Genomic DNA, 20,976 nt, shown 5'->3' with positions numbered 1-20,976 from the left:
GCACGTCGCAGTGACCTGTAGTGACCCGTAGTGACCCGCACCTGCTGGCACTCGGCCCACGCGGTGGACTCCGGTCCCACGGCAGCCGCGTGGGCCGCGGTCGATCCGGGCGTCGAGTGCCTTGCCGCGCCGGTCCGGCACCCGGATCGCCGACCCTCCTACAGCGTGATCTGCCAATTCTGCTGCAGGAACTGACGCAGCGCCGCGACGCCCGGTTCCACCGCCGCCCGATACGCTCCGGACCTCGCTTCCAGAACGTTCCGAATTTCCTCGTCGTCCAGCACATCTACGCCATTGGTCAGACTCGTGACCTCGTACAGGTAGACGTTTCCGTTTTCGGTCTTACCGTGCAGGACATGCCCGTGCTCGTGCCAGATCACCGCTGAACGGTAGGCCATGGTACCGTCGAAGACCGCTTCCTGGATCACCAGCGTGTCGAGCGCGACGGTGCCGATGATCCCGTCCCAGGCCACATCGTCCTCGACGTACTTGCGGACCTCCGGTGCGGCCATCTGCTTCTTCACCCAGTTCACCTGGATCGCCGACTTCAGACAGATGGCCGGGTTCTCGGCCGTGCCGACGGACATCGACTGCGGAACGACGACGACGTTCACGCCGTCGGCGACCTGCGCCAAAATGGCGCTTGCCTGCTGCAGCATGGCATCGCTGATCATGTGCCGTACTCCTGTCTCGACGGATGTGGAGATTGCGGTCAGCCCACGGCGATCACTCACCCGTCGCATGTCGGAGAGGGCGCGCTGAGCAAACAGACCGGACAGACTCGAATAGCGGTCGCCCGAATGCCGGGAGAACTTCGAATCCATTTCGACACTAGTCGGGCGACACCCGTGGCCACCAGACTCAGTACGGTCCGGATCACGACAAGGCGGGGACGCGAGGACCGGTGGATGCGACGGCGACGGCCTGCCGACTGCCCCGAACTGCGGGATACGCTCCGACGATGCGGGTGAGCGGGCACGCTGCGGCGGCGGGCACAGCGGTGCCGATAGCGGCGCCACGGCTGGTGGGACGGTCCGGTGAGGTGGCGGCGGTGGCCACGGCGCTCACCCGTCCCCCGGCGGTGGTCCTGCTGGAGGGTGAGGCGGGGATCGGCAAGAGCCGCCTGGTCCGGGAGACGTCGACCACTGAGACCGGTCCACGCCCCGGCACTCTGCTGGCGGTCTGCCCACCGCTACGCGAATCGCTCACCCTCGCGCCCATCGTGGACGCGCTGCGCGATGTCCGGCCACGGCTGACCGGGATACGGCTGAGCGCGTTGGCCGGGGCGCTGCGCCCACTCCTGCCGGAATGGTCGGCCGAGCTGCCGCCGCCACTGGACCCGGTGGACGACGCAACCGCCGCCCGGCACCGGCTGTTCCGGGCATTGGACGAGCTGATCCGCGCGCTCGACATCGACCTGCTCGTCGTCGAGGACGCGCACTGGGCCGACGAGGTCACCCAGGAGTTCCTGGTGTTCCTCGCCGCCCGCGCGGCACCTGGCGGGCCGAGCCTGCTGGTCACCTACCGCCCCGAGGAGGTCGACGACCACTCGCTGCTGCTGCGGCTGTCCCGGCCGGCGTCCGGAGGCGGCGCCCGGCTGCGGATCACCCTGGCGCCGCTGGACGTCGCCGACACGGCGGCGATGGTCTCGTCGATGCTGGACGGCAATCCCATGTCGACTGAGTTCGCCACCTTCCTGCACCAGCGCACCAGCGGCGTGCCGCTGATGGTCGAGGAGTCGGTACGCCTGCTGTGTGACCGGGCCGACGTGGTGTTCCGGGACGGACGCTGGGTGCGGTTGAGCCTGAGTGAGCTGCAGGTGCCGGCGTCGGTACGGGACTCGACCCGGGAACGGGTCGGGCGGCTGACCCAGGCCGCACAGCGGGTGCTGCGCGCCGCCGCCGTCCTCGGCGAACCCGCCGACGAGGCCACCCTGGCGGCCACCGCCGGCCTGCTGACCCGGGCCTGCCGGGCCGGACTGGCCGAGGCGGCCACCGCCGGCCTGCTGGACAGCGACGAACGTGACCACCCCGGCGGCGGCCGGTGGCGGTTCCGGCACGTCCTCGCCGCCACCGCCGTCTACGAGGCCATCGCGCACCCCGAACGGCGTACGCTGCATCTGCTGGCCGGACAGGCGGTCGAGGGTCTGAATCCGCCGCCGGTCGCCCAGCTGGCCCGACACTTCCGCGAGGCCGGTGACGTGGCGCGCTGGGCCCGGTACGCAGAGGCCGCCGCCGATCGGATGATCGCCTCCGGCGACCACACCACCGCCGCAGTCACCCTCGACGAGCTGCTGACCGTGGCGGAACTGGCGGCACCGGACCGGGCCCGGATCGCCCGTACCGCCGCCGTCGCCGCGCTCGGCCGCCGCGAACCGGTCGACGACATCTACCACCGGGTGGTCGCCACCCTCCGGGCCGTACTGGAGTCGACCGAGCTGACCGCACGGCAGCAGGCCGACATCCGCAACCCGCTGGGCCGGCTGCTGATCATCGGCGGTGAGGCACAGGCCGCGCTCACCGAACTCGGCCGGGCGGTGGAGCACCTGGCCGACCCGGTGGAGGCGGCCCGTGCGATGACCTACCTCGGCTGGGCGTACGCCGGCCCGTGGCCGGCCGCCACCCATCTGCGGTGGCTGCACCGGGCCGCCGAGCTGATCCCGCGGATCCCGTCCGCCGCCGACCGGATGTCGCTGGCCGGCAACCGGGCGGCGGCGCTGCTGATGCTCGGCGAGCCGCAGGCCTGGGAGGTGGTGGCCGGGCTGCCGACCGATGGCGCGGCGCCGGCCGAACGACGTGACATCGCCCGGATCCACGCCAACGTCGGCACCGGGGCGCTGATCTGGGGCCGGTACGCCGACGCCGGGCGGCACCTGTCGGTGGCGCTGACTCTCGCCGACGCCGAGGATCTGGTCCGGCTGCGTTACAACGTCCTGGTGGAACAGGCCAACCTGGACTGGTTCACCGGCCGGTGGGACGGCCTGGCCGACCGGGCCGCCCAACTGGCCGAGGTGGACCGCGACCGGCCGGGCGTCTATCTGGCGAGTCTGCGGCTGGCCGGACGGCTGGCCGCAGCCACCGGTCAGCTACGCCACGCCGAGCAGCAGTTCCAGGTGGTGCTGGACGAGGCGGCCCGGCGCGGCGCGGTCGACGACACGGTGGAGCCGGCCGCCATGCTGGCCCGGCTGTGGCTCGACGACGGGCAGGCCGATCGGGCGGTACGGGTCACCGATGGTCCGATCGGGGCGGTCGCCGCCAAGCGGGTATGGGTGTGGGCCACCGACATCGCCCCGGCGCGGGTGGCGGCGCTGCTCGCCGCCGGCCGGCCGGACGAGGCGGCCGAACTCGTGCGTCGATTCGCCGGCGGGCTACGCGGGAGGGCCGCGCCGGGCCCGGCGGCCGCGCTGGCGGTGTGCCGGGCCGCGCTGGCCGACGCAGCCGGTGACCATGACCGGGCGGCGGCCGGCTTCGACCGGGCCGCCCGCGCGTGGGCGGCGCTGCCGCGCCCGTACGACGCCCTACTCGCCCGGGAGCGGCAGGCTTTGGCGTTGCTGGCCGCCGAGCGGGCCGAGCCGGGACGGGCTCTGCTGGTCGAGGTGTACGACGGTCTGGCCGACCTCGGCGCGCGCGGTGCCGCCGACCGGGTGGCGCGACGGCTGCGCGAACACGGCGGGGAGGTGCCGCGCCGGTGGCGGGGCGGCCGCAAAGGGTACGGCGACCGGCTGTCCCCGCGCGAGCTGGACGTGGTCCGGTTGGTGGTGGCCGGGCACACCAACCGGGAGATCGGCCGGATCCTCGCCAAGTCGTCGGCCACAGTGGATCAGCAGCTGCGATCGGCGATGCGCAAGCTGCGGGTGTCCAGCCGTACCGCGCTGGCGGTCGCCGCCGTGGAGGCCGGCGTCCTCACGGCGGACGACTGAAACGGCCCGGCAACCCGGTTGAAACCGGATCGGGCACATCGACCGCGACCGGTCGATTCTTTGACGTATCTGCTGGATAGCTAACGATCCGCCGGCTCAGCAGCATGACTTGCATGCACGAGCCACCAGGGCGGTCAACGGATGAACCCGCGCCCGAATCCGACCCCGAATCCGAGCGACCCGTACCCGGCGGACCCGAGGCGGGCGCGGACGCGGCACCCGACGGTGGCACCGGTACCTGCGCGACCTGCAGCGCGGAACGCCGTGACCCGTACCAACCCCTGTGAGGGCACGGCGTGCCCACCCGCGTGGCCGATCCCACGGAAGGAACCCCCAATGAGACCCATCGCACGAGCGTTGTCGCTGGTGCTGCTGGCCGGTGTGGCGTTGGCCGCACCGAATCCGGCGGCGGCGGCACCCCGGCCCGGCCCGGATCCGGGCGGTGACCCGGCGCGCGGCGTCGCCGACAAGATCCAGCCCGAGCTGGAGCGGTCGCTGCAGTCCGACGGCGCCACCGACCTGTGGATCCGGTTCGCCGAACGGGCCGACCTGGCGCAGGCACGGCAGATCGACGACTGGACGGCGCGCGGCGAGGCGGTCGCCGAGGCGCTGCGAACCACCGCCGCCACCAGCCAGACCAGTGTCCGACACCTGCTCGACACCGAGGGCGTTACCTACCAGGCATTCTGGGCCAGCAACGCGATCTACGTACTGGACGGCTCGTCGATGCTGGCCCAGGAGCTGGCGGCCCGGCCCGACGTCGAAGGCCTCTACCAGCCGGTCGAGTACCAGCTGATCGAGCCGACCCCGGACGAGCCGGTCCGCGACGACGCCGACGGTGCGGGCGTGCGTGGCACCCAGGCCGAGGACGTCGAGTGGGGCATCGCCAACATCAACGCCGACGACGTGTGGGAGCAGTTCGGCACCAGGGGCGCCGGCATCACCGTCGCCAATCTGGACACCGGTGTCCAGTTCGACCACCCGGCGCTGGTCGCCCAGTACCGGGGCAACCTGGGCGACGGCACGTACGACCACAACTACAACTGGTTCGACGCGGACAGCAGGTGCGGCGCGGCCCCGTGCGACCGGGGCTCGCACGGCACCCACACGATGGGCACGATGGTCGGCGACGGCGGCACCGGCAACCGGATCGGCGTCGCGCCCGATGCGAACTGGATCGCGGCGAACGGCTGCTGCCCGACCGACGCGGCGCTGGTCGCCTCCGGCCAGTGGCTGCTGGCACCGACCGACCTCGACGGGCAGAACCCTGACGCCGGCAAACGTCCACACATCATCAACAACTCGTGGGGCAGTACGCAGCCCTCGCTGGACCCCTTCATGGAGGACGTGTCGCTGGCCTGGGACGCCGCCGGCATCCTCGGCATCTGGTCCAACGGCAACAGCGGCGCGCAGGGCTGCCAGTCCAGTGGGTCGCCCGGTAGCCGCTCCGTGAACTACTCGGTCGGCGCGTACGACGTCGACAACGAGATCGCCTACTTCTCCGGCCGCGGTCCGGGCCAGGACGGCGAGTTCAAGCCGAACATCTCCGCACCCGGGGTCGCGGTCCGCTCGTCCGGACCAGGCGACAGCTACTACAGCGAGAACGGGACCTCGATGGCCGCCCCGCACGTCGCCGGCACGGCGGCACTGCTGTGGTCCGCAGCCCCAGCACTGATCGGTGACACCGACGCGACCCGGGAGCTGTTCGACCGTACCGCGATCGACACCGCCGACCCGCAGTGCGGCGGCACCGGAGCGGACAACAACGTGTACGGCGAAGGCCGCCTCGACGCGCTGGCGCTGCTGGAAGCGGCTCCGGTCGGCGACACCGGGACCCTGTCCGGTGTGGTCACCGACGCGGCGACCGGCGCGCCGGTCGAGGGCGCGACGGTGACCATCGGCGGCGAGACGGTCCGGGAGCGGGTCACCGCGGCGGACGGCTCCTACTCGGTCCGGTTGACCGTCGGGACCTACCCGGTGACGGTCACCGCGTTCGGCTACGCCGAACGGAGCACCGAGGTGACCGTCACCCTGGGCGGGACGACGATCGAGGACGTCTCGCTGACCGCGCTGCCGACGATGGCACTGAGCGGGCTGGTCCGGGACGGTTCCGGGCACGGCTGGCCGCTGTACGCCAAGGTCAGCGTGGCCGGCACCGAGGTCAGCACCTTCACCAACCCGTTCAACGGCCGGTACCGGCTGGTCCTGCCGACCCACGCGACGTACACCCTGGTGGTGGAGCCGCAGTACGACGGCTACGGCACCGTCGAGCAGCCGGTGCAGGTGCACGGCGGCAACCGAACCATGGACGTGGCCGCGCCGGTGCAGCGGTGCGCGTCCGCGCCCGGCTACGCCTTCTCCGCCGGGATCGGGATCCTCGGCGACGAAGCCGGAAAGATCGGCACCTTCCTCGACGACCAGGGCGTCCCGACCACCGAGGTCGGCTGGGACACCGACGTGTCCGGCTACGACGCGATCATCGTCAACCGGCCCAGCAACCCCGGCGAGGAGACGTTCCTGCGGTTCCTGGCCGACACCGACGCGGCCGGCGTGGGTGTGCTGTTCCTGGACACCTGGTCCAACGTGGGCGGTAACGGCATCTACATGCTCAGCCAGTACACCGGTAACCCGGGGGCCCGCAGCAGCGGCATCGTCTACGATACCGAGGGTGACCTGTCGTACCAGGTGATGCAGGAACACCCGGTGGTGGAAGGGTTCCCGCTCGGCGGGCGGATCGCCTTCGACGAGACGGACAACTACTCCAAGTACTACGGCTTCTTCGACGCGTACGGCGGCGAGGGGCGGATGGTGATCGCCAACGCCGTCACCTCGGAGGTCGGTACCGTCGGAGTCGGCATCGGGGTGCAGCAGCGGACGAACAACCGGCACGTGCTGCTGTCGATGCACGCGGCCAGCTACAACACCGGGCCGCAGACCTGGCACGACGACAGCGCCCGGGTCTTCAGCAACGCGGTGGACTGGATCGCCGAGACCGAGTTCGAGTGTGTGAAGGTCGAAGGCGGGCTGGCCGTCGGCTTCGTCCGGGACGCCAACACCGGCACCGGGCTGGCCGACGCCGAGGTGACGCCGGTGGACGGCTCCGTCGGCACCCGTACCGTCGCGACGCCGCAGGACCCGGACCTCGACGACGGCTTCTACGCCCTGTTCTCCCCCGCCGGCCGGCACCGGATCACCGCTTCGGTGAACCAGTACGCGGAGCTGGCCCGATGGGCAGAGGTCACCGAGGACTGGGTCACCCGGCACAACTACAAGCTGGCGGCCGGACGACTGACGGTGACCGGCTCGCCGGTCGAGGCGACGGTGCCGCTCGGCGGAGCGACGACCGCCGAGGTCACGGTCACCAACACCGGCGGCGCGCCCGCCGAGGTGGAGCTGAGCGAACGAGCCGGTGAGTTCGAGATCCAGCGTGCCGACGGTTCGCGGGCGGCGTCGCGCCAGATCGCGGCGGCCGCCGGGGCACCGACCCGCCGGATTCCGCTGGACGCGCCGATCGAGCAGCTCGCCGGGGCCGCGTCGGCGACGGTGTTCGGACCGGGTGCCGCACCGGCGGCGACCCCTGCGGCTGAGCCGTGGCTCAGCCTGCCGGGGCTGCCCCGGACGGTGATGGACAACAGCGCGGTCACCGTCGACGGCAAGTTGTACTCGTTCGGCGGGTCCAGCGGATTGTCGTCGCTGGCGCAGGTGTACGTCTACGACCCGGTCACCCAGGCCTGGTCCCGGCTCGACGACATGCCGCACGGTGCCCGCAGCCAGGCCGCCGAAGGCGTCATCGGCGACAAGGTCTACCTGGTCAGCGGGTGGAGCACGTTGAACACCGACACGCTGATCTTCGACCCGGCCACCGGCGGGTGGAGCACGGGTGCCGACGTGCCGGCCGCGTCGGCCGCCGCCGGATCGGCGGTGCTCGACGGCGAGTTGTACGTGGTCGGCGGCTGCACCACGACCAGCTGCGCCCCGTACAGCGACCAGGTGTTCCGCTACGACCCCCGGGCCGACGCCTGGGACACCGTCGCGAGCTACCCGGTGCCGATCGCCTGGCAGTCCTGCGGCGCGGTCAGCGGCGGGATCGTCTGTGCCGGTGGACTGTCCGACAGCCAGCCGGTGACCGCCAGCTATTCCTACGACCCGGCCAGCGACTCCTGGACGCAGGTGGCGGACCTGCCGGTGAACCTGTGGGGTTCGGCGTACCACACCGCCGACAACCAGCTGCTGATCTCCGGTGGCGGCACCGGCACCCAGGCGATCACCAACGAGGGGTACGCCTACGACCCGGCGACCGACGCGTGGTCGCCCCTGCCGACGGCGAACAGCCCCAGCTTCCGGCCGGGCAGCGCCTGCGGGCTCTACCGGGTCGGCGGATCGGCGATCTCCGGATTCCAACCGACCAGCACAGTGGAACTGCTGCCCGGCTTCGACCAGTGCGGGTCGATGACGGACACCGAATGGTTGACGGTGGACCCGGGCACCGCCACGATCGCCCCCGGCGAAAGCCTCACGGTGACGCTGACCCTGACCGCCGAGGTGGCCCAGCCGGGCACCTACACCACCGGCGTCACCGTCTTCGAGGACACGCCGTACGCGGTGGACACGGTGCCGGTGACGATGACCGTCACCCCGCCGGACACCTGGGGCAAGATCACCGGTACGGTCTCCGCCGTGGGCTGTGACGGCGACCTGACCCCGATCACCGGGGCGACGGTGCAGCTGAGCACGTGGACGATGGAGCTGCCGTTGACCACCGACGCCGACGGCGGCTACGCCCACTGGCTCGACCACCGGCACAACCCGGTCACGATGATCGTGGCAAAGGACGGCTACATGCCGCAGACCCGCCAGACCCAGGTCACCGCCGGTGACGTACGGGTCGAGGACTGGGCACTGCGCCAGGTGTGCGGCCGATCGGCGGGAGCGCTGGAGACCAGCTGACCCGTGACCCGGCTCGCCGGTAGATGACCCGTCGACGGTGAGCCGCCCCGAGCGTACGCCCCGAGGTGACCCCTCGGGGCGTACGCCATTGTCGGCCGACTAAACGGCTCACCGGCTCACCGGCTTCCTGCTCGCGGGCCGGCGGCGGACCAGTGCGGGCAGCCACGGCAGCACCGCCACGAGGGACAACAGCGCCAGCAGCGGCAGCCGCCACGTCCAGGAGACACCGGCCGGCGGCGGATCAACGGCGGCGGCGACCCACGGCCGCGCGGACTTCGACCAGGCGAGGAACGCGTCACCGATCGGCATCAGCCCGAACGCGTACCGCCGGGTGTTCGGGGTGTCGACCGGTAGGCCGGCGAAATCGCCGTAGCTGGCCAGCGCGGCGGCCAACGCCGCGTCGCCGTGCACCTGGGCCGCGCCGAGGGTGACCACGGTGGCCGACAGGCTCACCCCCAGCGGCAGCGGCCCCGAGTCGACGTCGGCCGGGCCGCTGGTGCCGGCCCGGTACTCCAGCACCGCCGGGCCGAGCCGCAGCGGCGCGGCCACGAACCCGTCCCGGAAGGTCAGGTACTGCTCGCGGGCGAACGCCGGGTCGATCTCCGGCCGGAACCGGTGGATCAGGCTCTGTGAGGTGCCGCGGGCCACCTCGGCCGGTGCCCCGGTCACCGGGTCGACGCGGTGCGGCAGCAGGCCGGTGGCCGGGTCGAGACGCTGCCGTACGCCGGCCAGCCACCGCGCCACCGTACCGTCGAAGCGGCCCGGCAGCAGACTGTCGTGCAGCCGCAGCGACGCCACCGCCACCGTGGAGTCCACCGGCCAGGCCTGCCCGTGGTACGCCGGCAGGTACGGCGACCCGGTCGTGTCCAGGGTGGTGTCGAAGGCCGCGCCGAGGTCCGCCGCGGCCTCGGTGAACCGGGCCAGCTCGCCCCGGTCCCGACCGCCCGGCGGTTGCAGGCTGAGTACGCCGCCGCGCAGCCAGTTCGTCCAGCCCTGGTAGAACACGCCGTACGCCGGGGTGAGATCGGCGGGAAACGGCGCCCGGCCGGCGGGTGACTCCAGTCTGGTCAACGCCCACCGGGCCTCGGCCAGCGCCTCGGGTCGCGCACCGGCTGGAGAGGACTGGGCGATGGACAATGGCAAACGGATCCGCGACCTCCTGGACAACGGTGACCGATCGCACAGCCGCGGCGATGTCGACGCCGCCATCCGTGCCTACCTGGGCCGACCACCTCCCCGGCTGACGCCGGGACTGGAGGAGGTCAACGCTCGTAGTGGTACCGGCAGGCGACGATCTCGACGTCCTCCTTGGTGATCCGGTACACGAGTCGGTGTTCGCGATCGATCCGGCGGGACCAGAATCCGGACAGCTCGCCACGAAGGGGCTCCGACTTGCCGATGCCCTCGCAACCGTTACGCATCACGTCGGCGATGAGGTCGTTGATGCGTTTGATCAACTTTCGATCCGTATGGCTGAGGTACTGGGCCCATGCTGTCGCGGTGAAAACCAGTCTCACGCAACGTCCCGTCCGGCGGTTGGATCGACGAGCTGCTGCTCCTGCGCGTCGCCGTTTTCCAGCTCTGCGATCGATCGCCGCAGGGCTGCGGCGTTGCTCGGGTTACGGAGCAGGTACTCGGTCTCCTTCATCGACTCGTACTCGGCGAGCGGCACGATGACGACCGGCTCATGACCCGACCGGGTCACCACGACCTCCTCGGCGTCGTTGACGACGCTGTCGAGCTCGGCAGCCAGATTCTGCCTCAGCTGGGTGAAGTTCACCGTCCGCATGATCACCTCCGCACAGGTACAGAAAATTGTACCTGAAGCGGCGTTCTGCTCATGCCCGACGGTCGGGTCGGTCGCCCGTCGCGTCGGCGATCATGCGGTGGCCCTGGGCTTCGAACCGCTCGTCGCCCACCCGGTAGGCCCACGCGGCGGTGCCGATCGCCTCCCGGACCTGGGTGCGGTGCCATGCGTCGGCCGTACGCGGATCGGGGCCGTAGCCGTCGAGGAACGCCGCTTCGAGGCCCGGCGTACGGCGGAAGTCGTTGACGGCCAGCCGGGCGAGGTCGGTGTACGCGGGACGCAGCGCCGCGCGGCCGAAGTCGATCACACTGACCACGCCACCGTCGACGAGCCAGTTGCGCGGATGCCAGTCGCCGTGGGTGGGCACCAGGGTCGCCGACGGCGTCGGCCAGCTGGCGATCTCGGCGCGCAACCGCCGTACCGTGTCGTCGTCGATCCGGTGCGGGCCGGCAAGCCAGGACAGCGACTTGTCGTTCTCCCGCCGCTCGTGGTCATCGTCGGTGACGGCAATCTGGGCGTGCAGCATCGCCAGCAGTTCGCCGGCCTGCCGGTGGACGTCCGGGTCGTCGGCGTGCCCGCTGCCGAGCGCCAGCTCACCCGGCAGGAACCGGGTGACCAGCAGCTTCGCCTCGGCACTGCCGTACGCCAACGCCGGAGCGCGGCCGATCCTGGTCCACGGGCGCAGCCAGTGCCGGTGGGCGTGCAGTTCGCGGGCGAGGTGATGGTCACGGTCGCCGCCGGCCTTGACGATGAACCGCGACCCGGCATGCGTCACCTCCAGGACGGTGGTCGCCACCAGGCCCCAGCTGTGGTCCCGCTCGACGCTCACGCCGGGCAGCCAGCGGTCCAACAACGACCGCTGCTGCCCGGTGAGTGTGCCGAGCGCCGGGTCGACAGCCCCGGATCCTACGGGCGGGCGCGCTGATCTACGGACAGGCGGCCACGTCGACGGCGATGGGCTGACGACTGTCCAAGTGCGTTGCGCGTATGTCGCACCCGAGCCTGCCGAATGCCGAGGCTTGTCAGTTCGTGCAGAGAGCGCTGACCGTGACGTTGTAGACGTGCCAGGATCCGTCCGGCGCGGTGAACACATTGCTGGCATTCGTCGCCCAGTTCGCGCAGGCCACGCCGACGGCGAGAATGTCGGCGCGGGCAGCCTGGGCCCCGTTCTGGATCGCGCTGGTCGAGGTGGCACCGCTGCCCTGCCGGGTAGCCGAGCGGGCAACGGTGTACGACGGTGGCGGCGGGGCCGGTACGCAGTAGCCGGTGACTGTCGCCTCGTACACGTACGCCGAGCCGTCGGGCGCGGTGTAGAGGTGTCGCGGCGTAGAGACCGTGACATTGCTGCAGGTCTCGCCGAGGTTTGCGGCGAGCGAGGTGAGCGCCGCGCGGGCGTTGTTCGCCGCGTTCTGCTGGCCGGCGGCCGGGCTCGGCCCCCATCCGGTGGATGTCGCCGACCGCCACGTGGCAGCCTGCGCTGCTGTCGCCGGGAGCACGAAGAGCCCCACGGTGACAGCCAGAGCGACAACCGTCAGCCGACGGAGCGACCGGCTGATCGGTCCACCCATTCGCCTGTCGAATCCATTCATGCGTTTGCCCCTTTCTGACCGTTAATCATTGCTTTGTTTCGATGTCTACGACGCCATCTCTGTGATACTAGTCAATGTCTGGGAAATCTCGAACAGACGGAGATGACTCGTCTCGGCCAACCCTCCCGGCAACCTGGCCGACGGCTGGCACACCGATCACCTCGTAGGTGACCGAGCCGGTCCACGGTTGACCTCGAGCGCGCTCCAGGTGCAATCCTGAGTCGCAACAGGATCATCGGAAGGAGCACATGACGATGGAACAGCGACCTCTCGGCAGCGTCGGACCGGTCAGCGTCCTCACCCTCGGTGGGGGCGGGCTGGGCCAGGTCTGGGGCGTCACCGACCGGGACGAGGCGGTGGCGACCGTACGGGAGGCGGTCGACGCCGGTATCGACCTGCTCGACGTCGCGCCCGGCTACGGCGACGGCGAGGCGGAGCGGGTGGTCGGCGCGGCGTTCGACGGCAACCTGCCGGCCGGCGTACGGGTCGTCACCAAATGCGGGCTGGGCAACCCGGCCGCCGGTGACGTCGCGGCCCTGCTGGAGAAGTCCCTCGACGACAGCCTGCAGCGGATGCGACTGTCGTTCGTCGACGCGCTACTGCTGCACAACCCGATCGTGGCACAGGCCGCGCCGGGCACCACCGGGGCGACCTCCGCCGACCTGTTCACCGAAGCCGTCCGGCCGGCGTTCGAGGATCTGGTCCGGCGCGGCCGGATCGGCGCCTGGGGGATCACCGCCGTCGAGGAGCCGGACGTGATCATCCGGGTGCTCGGCGATCAGCCGTCCCCGGCGGTCGCCCAGTGTGTGACGAACCTGCTGGACTCCCCCGGCGATCTGCTGATGCCCGGCAGCGGGGGCTCCCGGCCACGCGACATCCTGACGGCCGCCGGCCGGCACGGCGTCGGAGTGATGGGCATCCGGGCGGTCGCGGCCGGCGCGTTCACCGACGCCGTCGACCGGGACCTGCCGCCGGAGCATCCGACCATGGTCGACTTCCGGCGGGCCGCGCCGCTGCGCGAGCTGGCCGGCGAACTGGGCGAGTCGGCCGCCTCGCTGGCCCACCGGTACACGCTGTCGATGCCCGGCGTCGACACCGTTGTGCTCGGGGTGAAGAACCGCACCGAGCTGCGCGAATGTCTCGCGGCGGCGTCCGCCGGTCTGCTTCCGGCCGACCTGATGGCGACCATCGAGGCACGCGTCGCTAATCAGATATCCAAGTAGCGGGGCGGCACCGCGTCGGTCAGCCACACCCCGTTGGCGCTGCGATAGAAGAGGTGACCGTCTCGGGCCATCGCCGCCGCGTCGACGGTGAGGAACACGACGCCACCGGCCCGCCGGGCACCGACCCGGCGGGCCGTGTCGGTGTCCGCCGACAGGTGCACGTGGTGCCGCCGGGCCCGGTGCAGCCCGGTGGCCCGAATCGAGTCGAGCGCGGCGGCGGTGGTGCCGTGGTAGAGCCGCTCCGGCGGAGGCAGCGCGACCAGCCCCAGGTCGATCGGGACCGAATGCCCCTGGTTCGCCCGAATCTGCTCGGTGCCGTCGGGGTCGCGGCGCAGCGCGAACCGTTGCTTGCTGTCCCGCTTGACGACGGTGTCCAGCTCCAGCCGGGTGATCCGCAGCGCGTCGAGCAGGTCCGTCACCGGAATCCAGCCGGCCGGGTCCAGTTCGAGCGCGAACCGGTCGGGCGCGTGGCGCAGCGCCAGTGACATCCGTTTGCTCATTCTGACCAATACCTTGTCGTTCACACCGGCATTGTCGCCGTACGGCGCACCCGCCCGCATCGACATTGCCGCCAGCCGAGCACGCCCCACCAGAGCATCACCGGTAGATGCAGGGCATAGCCGAGCTGTTCCGCAGCTGCCGACGGGCCGTCGGTCCCGGTGGTCCAGGGCAGGACCACGCCGGCGGCACCGGACACTGCGACGGCCACCCCGGCACAGCGCAGCCCGGTCGGCAACGCGATGCCGGACGCGGCCGCCACGGTCGCAGCCACCCAGAGCAGCCCGGCCAGGTTGACCGTCCACTTCGCGGTGAGCAGCAGCCCTTCCGCCACCGCCACGGCAGCCGGTTGGTTGGGGTCGGCGGCGAGCTGGGTGACCGCCAGGTTTCCGGCGTCGTGCAGCAGCCCGGCCAGGCCGGCGCCGGTCAGCAGTCCGCCGGCCAGCACGGACAGGTGTGCGCGGGGACGGTCGGGACGCGCGGCCAGCACCAGACCGGCGGCGAGCAGGGCGAGCCAGCCGATCACGTCGAGGGCCAACTCGATCAGGTGCAGCTCGACCCGGGCGTGCACCGCCGTCAGCACGGCGGCCGGGTCGGCCGGGTTCAGGGTCAACCCGGATGGCACGACAACGCCGACACCGGCGAGCATGGCAAGCAACGACCCCAGCAGCAGTACGCCTGTCAGCCGGGCGGCGGAATCGCGTTCAACGGCATCCATGGCGGCACGCTAAAACCCTGCCGCAGGGGCAGAGTCAACACTGCGGGGCAGGAGGACACCGGCGTGTGGCGGATCGGTGAGGTGGCGCGCATGGTCGGGGTCTCCGAGCGGACCCTGAGGCACTACGACAAGGTCGGGCTGCTGCCGCCGGCAGCGACCGACCAGCTCACCGGCTACCGCTGGTACGGCGCGGCCGAACTGACCCGGCTGGAACGCATCCGTGGCCTGCAACGCCTCGGACTGTCGCTGCGCCGGATCGCCGACCTGCTGGACGCCCCCGACGCCGAGCTGCGGCAGGCCCTGGCCGAGACCGTGGCGGTGCTGCGCGACGACATCGCCGCCCGTACGGCGACGGTCGCCGACGCCGAGGACCACCTCGCCGGTACTGCGTCGGTGCTGCCGCAGGTCGCGCAGGTCGGTGCCCGCCGGCTGCGGGTACGCCATCTGACGGTCGCCGATCCCGCCGAGCTGGCAACGCTGTGTCTGCGGCCGCCGACGGTGCTGCTGACCTGGCTCCGCGGCTGGCCGGAGGCGGTGTTCCGGGCGGCGGTGGCGACCGAGGGGCCCGGCGAGCGGCTCGACCTGCCCGCCCGTACCGTGGTCCGGGCCGTTGTCGCACCGGCGACCGGCGTGGTCCGCGCCGGGCTCGAGCTGTTCGCCTGGCTGCCCCGCCAAGATCTGACAGTCGCCGGTCCCACGGCGGAGGATCACCTGGTCGACGGCGACGGGGAAGCCGTCACCGTCCTGGAGATCCCGGTCGCGGCCCGCCCGGACCGACCGACCCGCCTGCATCAGCGCGCCCGGCCGGCTCGGTGAACGGGACCGAAGTGTCAGCCGGGTGTGATTACCTACCGTCATGCCGCACCCGATCATGTTCGACGACGCCGACCCGCTGCTCGCCGAGGTACGCCGGCTCGCGCTGGCCTTCCCCGACGCCGCCGAGAAGATCTCACACGGCCATCCAGCCTTCTACACCACGAAGGTGTTCGCCTACTACGGCGGCTCGGTGAAGGTCGACGGCGTCTACCAGCAGCATGATCACTCCGTACTGGTGCTGGTGGACCCGGACGAGCGGGCGGCGCTGCTGGCCGAGCCACGCTGTTACGCCCCGGCGTACCTGGCCAGTTCGGGCTGGGTCGGGGTGGACCTGGCCGACGACACCGACTGGGCGGAGATCGGCGAGCTGCTCGACGCCAGCTACCGGCGGACCGCCGGGCCCCGTCGGGTGGCCCGGCTCGACGCCCGATAGGTCGACGGGTCGACAGAACCCCATCCGACAGAACCCGATATCGATCACACAAACTATCCGGAATTTATCCGATCTCCATCATGGACTCCGATCCGTCGCACTGATAGAGGTAGGGATGGCATTCGACGCACCGCCCCACCATCAGCAGATCGGGGATCCGACAATGCACGAGGTGCACCGCATCATTCGCACCCTGCGCACCGAGCGCGGGCTTTCCCAGCAGCAGCTCGGCGCGTTGATCCAGCTCAGCGCGTCGTCGATCGGCAGTTACGAGAACGGCCGTCTGGTCCCGGTGCAGCAGAACGCGAAGATCCTCGACGATGTGCTGGGCAGCGGCGACCGCGTGCAGCGCGCCTCCGCCGAGGCGCGCGGAATGTCCTTCGCCGGTTTCCTGCGCCCGTGGGCCGAAATGGAGGAGCGGGCCACCCTGCTGCGGTCGTTCCAGCTCGCGGTCGTCCCGGGTCTGTTGCAGACCCGGGAGTACGCCGAACGACTGTTGCGCGTCGGCCCGGTCGACGACGTGCCGACCCGGCTGGCGAACCGGCTCACCCGCCAGCAGGTGCTCACCCGCGCCGACGACCCGGCCGAGTTCATCGCCGTCATCGACCGCGGCGTGCTGCACCGCCAGGTCGGCACGCCGGAGCAGATGGCCGAGCAGCTGCGCAGTCTCGCCGAGGCGGCGGCACGCCCCAACATCTGGGTGCACGTGGTGCCGGGCAGCGCCGACGCCTACCACGGGCTCAACGGCTCGTTCGCGATGGCGACCGTGGACGATCACGTGTTCGGCTACGTCGATTCCCATTTCGGCGGTGACGTGATCAGCAACCCGGCCGACGTGCAGACATTGGAGCGGTCCTGGGAAGGTGTCCGCAGCTATGCTCTGCCTGTCGAGGAGTCCCACGACATGATCCTGAAAGCGGTGCAGACATGGAGCTGAGCACCACCCCTCGCTGGCGCAAGTCGACCCGCAGCAACCCCGCTGGCGGTGACTGCGTCGAGGTCGCCGACAACGTGCCCGGCCGGGTCCACGTCCGCGACACCAAGGACCGCGACGGCGGCACCCTGACCTTCGCCCCCGCCGCCTGGTCCGCGTTCGTCACCCTGGCCAGGACCACGTCCGTACGCTGACCGGCTCCGCCAACCAGCGGCGGTAGCGCCGCAGCGACCGGCGTCGCTGGAGCTGCTCCTGCATGAGGGAGACGACCGGGTCTGCCCGGCCGGGGTCGGCGGCTCCTCGCCCGACCTGGCGGAGCCGGCAGTGCACGACGGCCTGGGTGGCCGCCGAGGCCAGGTGCTTGTTCTTCCAGCGCGGGCCCGGGGCCGTGGCCGCTGCTTCCTCGCCGCGCAGCCAGCGCCGCGGTAGCTCCGGGTCCACGGCGAGTGCCGTCGCCACTCCGACGACAGCCGCGCCCTGGGTGCGTACCCGCTCGGCGACGGCGCGGCGGCGGACGCCGCCGGTGAGCATCACCGGCACCGGGGCCTGCGGGATGATCGTCGCGGCGGCGTCGAGGGAGTACGCCTCCCGGGCGAGGGTGTGTCCGTCCGCCGGGTAGCCGTTGGTGGCCAGGCTCTCCACCGACCCTCCGGAGAGTTCGACCAGGTCGACGCCGGTGTCGGCGAGCATGCCGACCACCTGCCTGGCGTCGTCCGGGTCAAAGCCGCCGCGCTGGAAGTCGGCGGTGTTGAGCTTGACCGCGACCGCCGCGCCGTCGGGCAGTCGACGCCGGACCTCGGTGACCACGTCGATCAGCAGCCGGGCCCGGTTGCGCAGTTCACCTCCCCAGCGGTCGGTCCGCCGGTTGGTAAGCGGGGAGAGGAACTGACTGATCAGGTAGCCGTGGGCAGCGTGGATCTCCACCCCGTCGAATCCGGCCTCGACCGCTCGTTGTGCCGTGCGACCGAACCGGTCGACGACCTCGTCGATCTGTTCCGGCGTCATCGCGGTGGTTGGGCGAAGAAGCGGGACAGCCGCCCGATGCTGACCGGTATGTCCGACGCCGACCAGGCCAGCCCCGGCATGTCCGCGTAGACGACCCGACCGGGGTGGTTGATCTGCATCCAGGCGCGGGCACCGCCAGCGGTCGCCGCCGCCGCCCAGCGCCGGAACGGTTCCAGCGGGGTACGGTCCGCGAGCACGACGTCGGAGGGGTCGGCGAGGGCACGCTCGTCGACCATGACGTGCCCGGTGATCAGCAGCCCCGCTCCGCCGGCACCCCAGCGCTGGTAGAGCGTGGCGAGCTCGGTGCCGGGCAGCTGACCGTCGACTGCCAGGAACTCCTCCATGGCGGCCTTGGCGATCCGGTTCGGCAGGACCTGCCCGCTGGGCAGTTCGAGCGGTTCGGCCAGTTGGGTCATGGTGCGGCTCCTCAGCTTTGACGACATACTTCGATACTCGAAGCGTTTCAGACCGTAATAGTTCGAGACTCGAAGCGCAAGTGGTACCGTCGGCCGGTGGACCACCGGGACCTCGTTGACGCCATCCGCGCCAACCACGAGATCTTCATGACGACCAGCGACCGGCTCGAACCCGCCCTGACCGCCCACGGGCTGACCAACGCGACCGCGCAGGCGCTGTGGGCGATCGACCCGACCGGACCGGCCCTGTCAATGAAGGCGCTCGCCGAGCGCCTGTACTGCAACGCCCCCAACCTCAGCTTCATCGCCAACCAGCTGATCGAGCGCGGACTGGTCGAGCGCAGCGTCGACCCCACCGACCGACGCGGCCGGGTGCTCGCCCTCACCGACAAGGGCCGACAGGTACGCCAGGAGATCATCGCGGCGACGCTGGAGGCGAGCCCGTTCGCCGACTGCCCGCCGCAACTGCTGCACGAACTCGCCACCCTGCTCCGGCAGGTCGCCGCCGGTCAGCCGGTAAGGAACCGGTAGGCGTTGCCGCCGCTCAGGGCAGCCCGCTGGTCAGCGGTGAGGAAGTCCGCCTTGTCGATCACCGCGCCGACCGGCCGTTCCCCCAGCGGGTACGGGTAGTCGCTGCCCAGCAGCACTCGGTCGGCACCCATCGTGTCGACCAGCAGCCGCAGCGCCGCCGGGTCGAACACCACCGAATCGACGTAGAACCGGTCCAGGTAGTGGCTCGGCGGGTGCGCCGACCGGCCGCGTACCACGGCGCCCCGGCGGTGCCAGGCGTTGTCGGCGCGGCCCAGCCAGAACGGGAAGCTGCCGCCGCCGTGGGCGAAGCAGATCCGCAGCGTACGGGGCAGCTGGTCGAAGCCGCCGCCGAGGATCAGCGCCAGGATCGACAGGTGGGTCTCGGCGGGCATGCCGGACAGCCAGCGGGCCATCCACCGGTCCAGTCGTGGCCCGTCCGGCATGTCCCACGGGTGGACGAACACCGGCGCGCCGGCTTCGGCGCAGTGTCGCAGGAAGGCGACGATGCCGGCGTCGTCGAGGTCACGGTCGCCGACGTGGTTGCCGATCTCCACCCCGGCGTGGCCGGCGGCCAGGCAGCGGTCCAGCTCGGCGCAGGCGGCGTCCGGGTCCTGCAACGGCACCTGGCAGAACGGGATCAGCCGACCGCCACCGGCGGCGGTGACCTCCAGGGTCAGGTCGTTGAAGATCCGGGCCACCTTCACCGCCTGGTCTGCCGGCCGGTCGTAGGCGAAGAACACCGGCGTCGGGGAGACCACCTGCATGTCGACCCCGTCGACATCCATGTCGGACATCCGGGTGGCCGGGTCCCAGGTCTGCGGGCCGACCGGCCGGAACTCCGTCTGACCCACCATGATCATGGCGGCGCGTTCGGAGTCGACCCGCAGCCACGGCCAGCCGGTCCCGCCACAGGCGGCGGCGAGATCCGGCCAGCCCTTGGGCACCAGGTGGGTGTGGACGTCGATGGTCTGCCCGGCGTCGGTCACGGTGAGGCTCAGCCCTTGCCCGGGTGCAGCGCGCCGCACTTGTCGCAGGTACGCGCGGACTCGTCACCGTAGAAGGCGGTGAAGACCGGCGGCAGGTCGGCGACGATGTCGCGGACCTGCAACTCCACCTCGTGCACCAGGTTTCCGCAGTCGAGGCAGTACCACTGGAACTTCTCCAGGGTGCCCTCCTCGCGGACCCGTTCGATGACGACACCGATCGAGCCGGCCTCCGGGCGTTGCGGCGAGTGCGGTACGAATCCGGGCAGCACCCACATCTGGCCTTCGCGGATGTGTACGGTCTGCGGCCCGTCGTCGGTCATCAGGTTGACGTGCATGTTGCCTTTGACCTGGTAGAAGAATTCCTCGTACGGGTCGACGTGGAAATCGGTGCGCTGGTTGGGCCCGCCGACGACCTGCACGATGAAATCGTCGCCGGTGGGGAACAGCTGCTTGTTGTTGACCGGCGGCTTGAGCAGGTGCTCGTTCTCACTGACCCAGTGGGGGAAGTTGACCGGTTCGGCGATGTCGCTCACGGGTGTCACTCCTTCCGGGTGGGGGCGTCAGCCGGTGCTACGGCGATGGCCTGGATCTCGATGAGCAAATGTGGGTGGGGTAGTTGGTGGACGGCGACGGTGGTCCGGGTGGGTCCGGTGTGGTCGAAGTGTTGCGCCCAGACCTGGTTGTAGCCGCCGAAGTCGTTCATGTTGACCAGGTACGTGGTGACCGAGACCAGATCGGTCAGGCCGGCACCGGCGGCGGCGAGCAGGTCGGCGATGTTGGCGATCACCGCGCGGGTCTGCTCCCGGATGTCGAGTTGCGTGGTGCCGAACTCGTCCACCGTGGCACCGGCGATGGTGTTGTCGGGGCGGCGGCTCGACGTTCCGGAGACGAAGATGAATCCGCCGGCTACCTTGATGTGCGGGAACGCCCCGCGTGGGGTGGCTTTGCCGGCGACCAGGTGCGCGGTCATGATCGGTCACCTCCTGCGGTGGTGCTGAAGGCGGCGGTGCCGAGCCCCTGGACGGTGGCCCGCACGTGCGCGCCGGGGGCGAGCGGCACCGCAGCGGTGGCCGCGCCGGCCAGGAAGATCCACCCGGCCCGCAGGTCCGGGCCGTGCCGGTCGGCCAGGGCGACGCCGGCGGCGAGGGCCCGGC

The 20,976-nt window shown here is 71.2% G+C and carries 21 protein-coding genes and 1 pseudogene; 8 read left to right on the top strand and 14 right to left on the bottom strand.

Annotated elements, in window-relative coordinates; genetic code table 11:
• Positions 1-158: 158 nt before the first annotated feature.
• Complete coding sequence (locus ACXAHD_RS10390) at positions 159-824, bottom strand: hypothetical protein (RefSeq protein WP_281554380.1); 666 nt, start codon at positions 822-824, stop codon at positions 159-161.
• Positions 825-961: 137 nt separating this feature from the next.
• Here ACXAHD_RS10390 and ACXAHD_RS10385 point away from each other — a divergent pair, with 137 nt between their 5' ends.
• Both ACXAHD_RS10385 and ACXAHD_RS10380 read left to right on the top strand, forming a co-directional pair.
• On the top strand, positions 962-3,919 hold the full coding sequence (locus tag ACXAHD_RS10385; protein ID WP_289212665.1) for a helix-turn-helix transcriptional regulator: 2,958 nt from the start codon (positions 962-964) through the stop codon (positions 3,917-3,919).
• A 336-nt stretch (positions 3,920-4,255) separates the two neighbouring features.
• Positions 4,256-8,866 (top strand): S8 family serine peptidase, encoded by a 4,611-nt coding sequence (locus tag ACXAHD_RS10380; protein ID WP_281554378.1) that lies wholly within the window; start codon positions 4,256-4,258, stop codon positions 8,864-8,866.
• 108 nt (positions 8,867-8,974) lie between these two features.
• On the opposite strand, the gene ACXAHD_RS10375 is transcribed toward ACXAHD_RS10380, so the two are convergent.
• The 5 genes from ACXAHD_RS10375 to ACXAHD_RS10355 all read right to left on the bottom strand — a co-directional run bounded on the left by ACXAHD_RS10375 (position 8,975) and on the right by ACXAHD_RS10355 (position 12,262).
• Entirely contained in the window at positions 8,975-10,003 is a 1,029-nt protein-coding gene (locus ACXAHD_RS10375; RefSeq protein ID WP_475050048.1) for a hypothetical protein, read from the bottom strand.
• 125 nt (positions 10,004-10,128) lie between these two features.
• Positions 10,129-10,383 (bottom strand): Txe/YoeB family addiction module toxin, encoded by a 255-nt coding sequence (locus ACXAHD_RS10370; RefSeq protein WP_475050045.1) that lies wholly within the window; start codon positions 10,381-10,383, stop codon positions 10,129-10,131.
• Positions 10,380-10,655, bottom strand: a complete 276-nt coding sequence (locus tag ACXAHD_RS10365; protein ID WP_289212662.1) for a type II toxin-antitoxin system Phd/YefM family antitoxin — start codon at positions 10,653-10,655, stop codon at positions 10,380-10,382. The genes ACXAHD_RS10370 and ACXAHD_RS10365 overlap by 4 nt, the downstream gene beginning before the upstream one ends.
• Before the next feature lie 49 nt (positions 10,656-10,704).
• Positions 10,705-11,502, bottom strand: a complete 798-nt coding sequence (locus tag ACXAHD_RS10360) for a phosphotransferase (RefSeq protein ID WP_475050042.1) — start codon at positions 11,500-11,502, stop codon at positions 10,705-10,707.
• Positions 11,503-11,695: 193 nt separating this feature from the next.
• Positions 11,696-12,262, bottom strand: coding sequence for a hypothetical protein (locus tag ACXAHD_RS10355; RefSeq protein WP_475050039.1), 567 nt, complete (start codon positions 12,260-12,262; stop codon positions 11,696-11,698).
• A 254-nt stretch (positions 12,263-12,516) separates the two neighbouring features.
• On the opposite strand from ACXAHD_RS10355, the gene ACXAHD_RS10350 reads away from it, so the two are divergent.
• The gene (locus ACXAHD_RS10350; protein WP_475050036.1) at positions 12,517-13,485 is read left to right on the top strand and encodes an aldo/keto reductase; all 969 of its coding nucleotides are present in this window, start codon (positions 12,517-12,519) and stop codon (positions 13,483-13,485) included.
• Here ACXAHD_RS10350 and ACXAHD_RS10345 read toward each other — a convergent pair.
• Positions 13,470-13,985, bottom strand: a complete 516-nt coding sequence (locus tag ACXAHD_RS10345) for an RNA 2'-phosphotransferase (protein WP_475050070.1) — start codon at positions 13,983-13,985, stop codon at positions 13,470-13,472. The genes ACXAHD_RS10350 and ACXAHD_RS10345 overlap by 16 nt on opposite strands.
• Before the next feature lie 20 nt (positions 13,986-14,005).
• Positions 14,006-14,701 (bottom strand): hypothetical protein, encoded by a 696-nt coding sequence (locus ACXAHD_RS10340; RefSeq protein ID WP_289212659.1) that lies wholly within the window; start codon positions 14,699-14,701, stop codon positions 14,006-14,008.
• A gap of 63 nt (positions 14,702-14,764) precedes the next feature.
• On the opposite strand from ACXAHD_RS10340, the gene ACXAHD_RS10335 reads away from it, so the two are divergent.
• From ACXAHD_RS10335 to ACXAHD_RS10320, 4 genes are all read left to right on the top strand, one after another.
• Positions 14,765-15,517 (top strand): MerR family transcriptional regulator, encoded by a 753-nt coding sequence (locus ACXAHD_RS10335; RefSeq protein ID WP_289206735.1) that lies wholly within the window; start codon positions 14,765-14,767, stop codon positions 15,515-15,517.
• A gap of 40 nt (positions 15,518-15,557) precedes the next feature.
• A complete protein-coding gene (locus ACXAHD_RS10330; protein WP_289206736.1) occupies positions 15,558-15,950 on the top strand; it encodes an MmcQ/YjbR family DNA-binding protein in 393 nt (130 codons plus the stop codon).
• Between the two features lie 115 nt (positions 15,951-16,065).
• Positions 16,066-16,887 (top strand): helix-turn-helix domain-containing protein, encoded by an 822-nt coding sequence (locus tag ACXAHD_RS10325; RefSeq protein WP_475050033.1) that lies wholly within the window; start codon positions 16,066-16,068, stop codon positions 16,885-16,887.
• Entirely contained in the window at positions 16,878-17,078 is a 201-nt protein-coding gene (locus ACXAHD_RS10320) for a DUF397 domain-containing protein (protein ID WP_416598015.1), read from the top strand. The genes ACXAHD_RS10325 and ACXAHD_RS10320 overlap by 10 nt, the downstream gene beginning before the upstream one ends.
• On the opposite strand, the gene ACXAHD_RS10315 is transcribed toward ACXAHD_RS10320, so the two are convergent.
• Both ACXAHD_RS10315 and ACXAHD_RS10310 read right to left on the bottom strand, forming a co-directional pair.
• Positions 17,047-17,889: an oxidoreductase gene (locus ACXAHD_RS10315; protein WP_475050030.1), complete on the bottom strand. Its 843-nt coding sequence runs from the start codon at positions 17,887-17,889 to the stop codon at positions 17,047-17,049. The two genes, ACXAHD_RS10320 and ACXAHD_RS10315, sit on opposite strands and share 32 nt — an antisense overlap.
• A complete protein-coding gene (locus tag ACXAHD_RS10310; protein ID WP_475050027.1) occupies positions 17,886-18,305 on the bottom strand; it encodes a beta/alpha barrel domain-containing protein in 420 nt (139 codons plus the stop codon). Before ACXAHD_RS10310 ends, ACXAHD_RS10315 begins: the two co-directional genes overlap by 4 nt.
• 96 nt (positions 18,306-18,401) lie before the next feature.
• On the opposite strand from ACXAHD_RS10310, the gene ACXAHD_RS10305 reads away from it, so the two are divergent.
• Entirely contained in the window at positions 18,402-18,836 is a 435-nt protein-coding gene (locus ACXAHD_RS10305; RefSeq protein ID WP_421357014.1) for a MarR family winged helix-turn-helix transcriptional regulator, read from the top strand.
• On the opposite strand, the gene ACXAHD_RS10300 is transcribed toward ACXAHD_RS10305, so the two are convergent.
• The 4 genes and pseudogenes from ACXAHD_RS10300 to ACXAHD_RS10285 form a co-directional block, all read right to left on the bottom strand.
• Positions 18,815-19,861, bottom strand: a complete 1,047-nt coding sequence (locus ACXAHD_RS10300) for an amidohydrolase family protein (RefSeq protein WP_475050024.1) — start codon at positions 19,859-19,861, stop codon at positions 18,815-18,817. The genes ACXAHD_RS10305 and ACXAHD_RS10300 overlap by 22 nt on opposite strands.
• A complete protein-coding gene (locus tag ACXAHD_RS10295) occupies positions 19,831-20,355 on the bottom strand; it encodes a 3-hydroxyanthranilate 3,4-dioxygenase (RefSeq protein WP_421362622.1) in 525 nt (174 codons plus the stop codon). The genes ACXAHD_RS10300 and ACXAHD_RS10295 overlap by 31 nt, the downstream gene beginning before the upstream one ends.
• A gap of 5 nt (positions 20,356-20,360) precedes the next feature.
• On the bottom strand, positions 20,361-20,792 hold the full coding sequence (locus tag ACXAHD_RS10290) for a RidA family protein (protein ID WP_475050021.1): 432 nt from the start codon (positions 20,790-20,792) through the stop codon (positions 20,361-20,363).
• Positions 20,789-20,976, bottom strand: a pseudogene (locus ACXAHD_RS10285) (4-oxalocrotonate decarboxylase); the annotation flags it as partial. The pseudogene ACXAHD_RS10285 and the gene ACXAHD_RS10290, both read right to left, overlap by 4 nt.

Source organism: Micromonospora sp. ABR4_055 (genome assembly GCF_056160425.1).
Note: the sequence above shows the minus strand (reverse complement) of the source record. Positions and strands in the feature narration are given on the sequence as shown.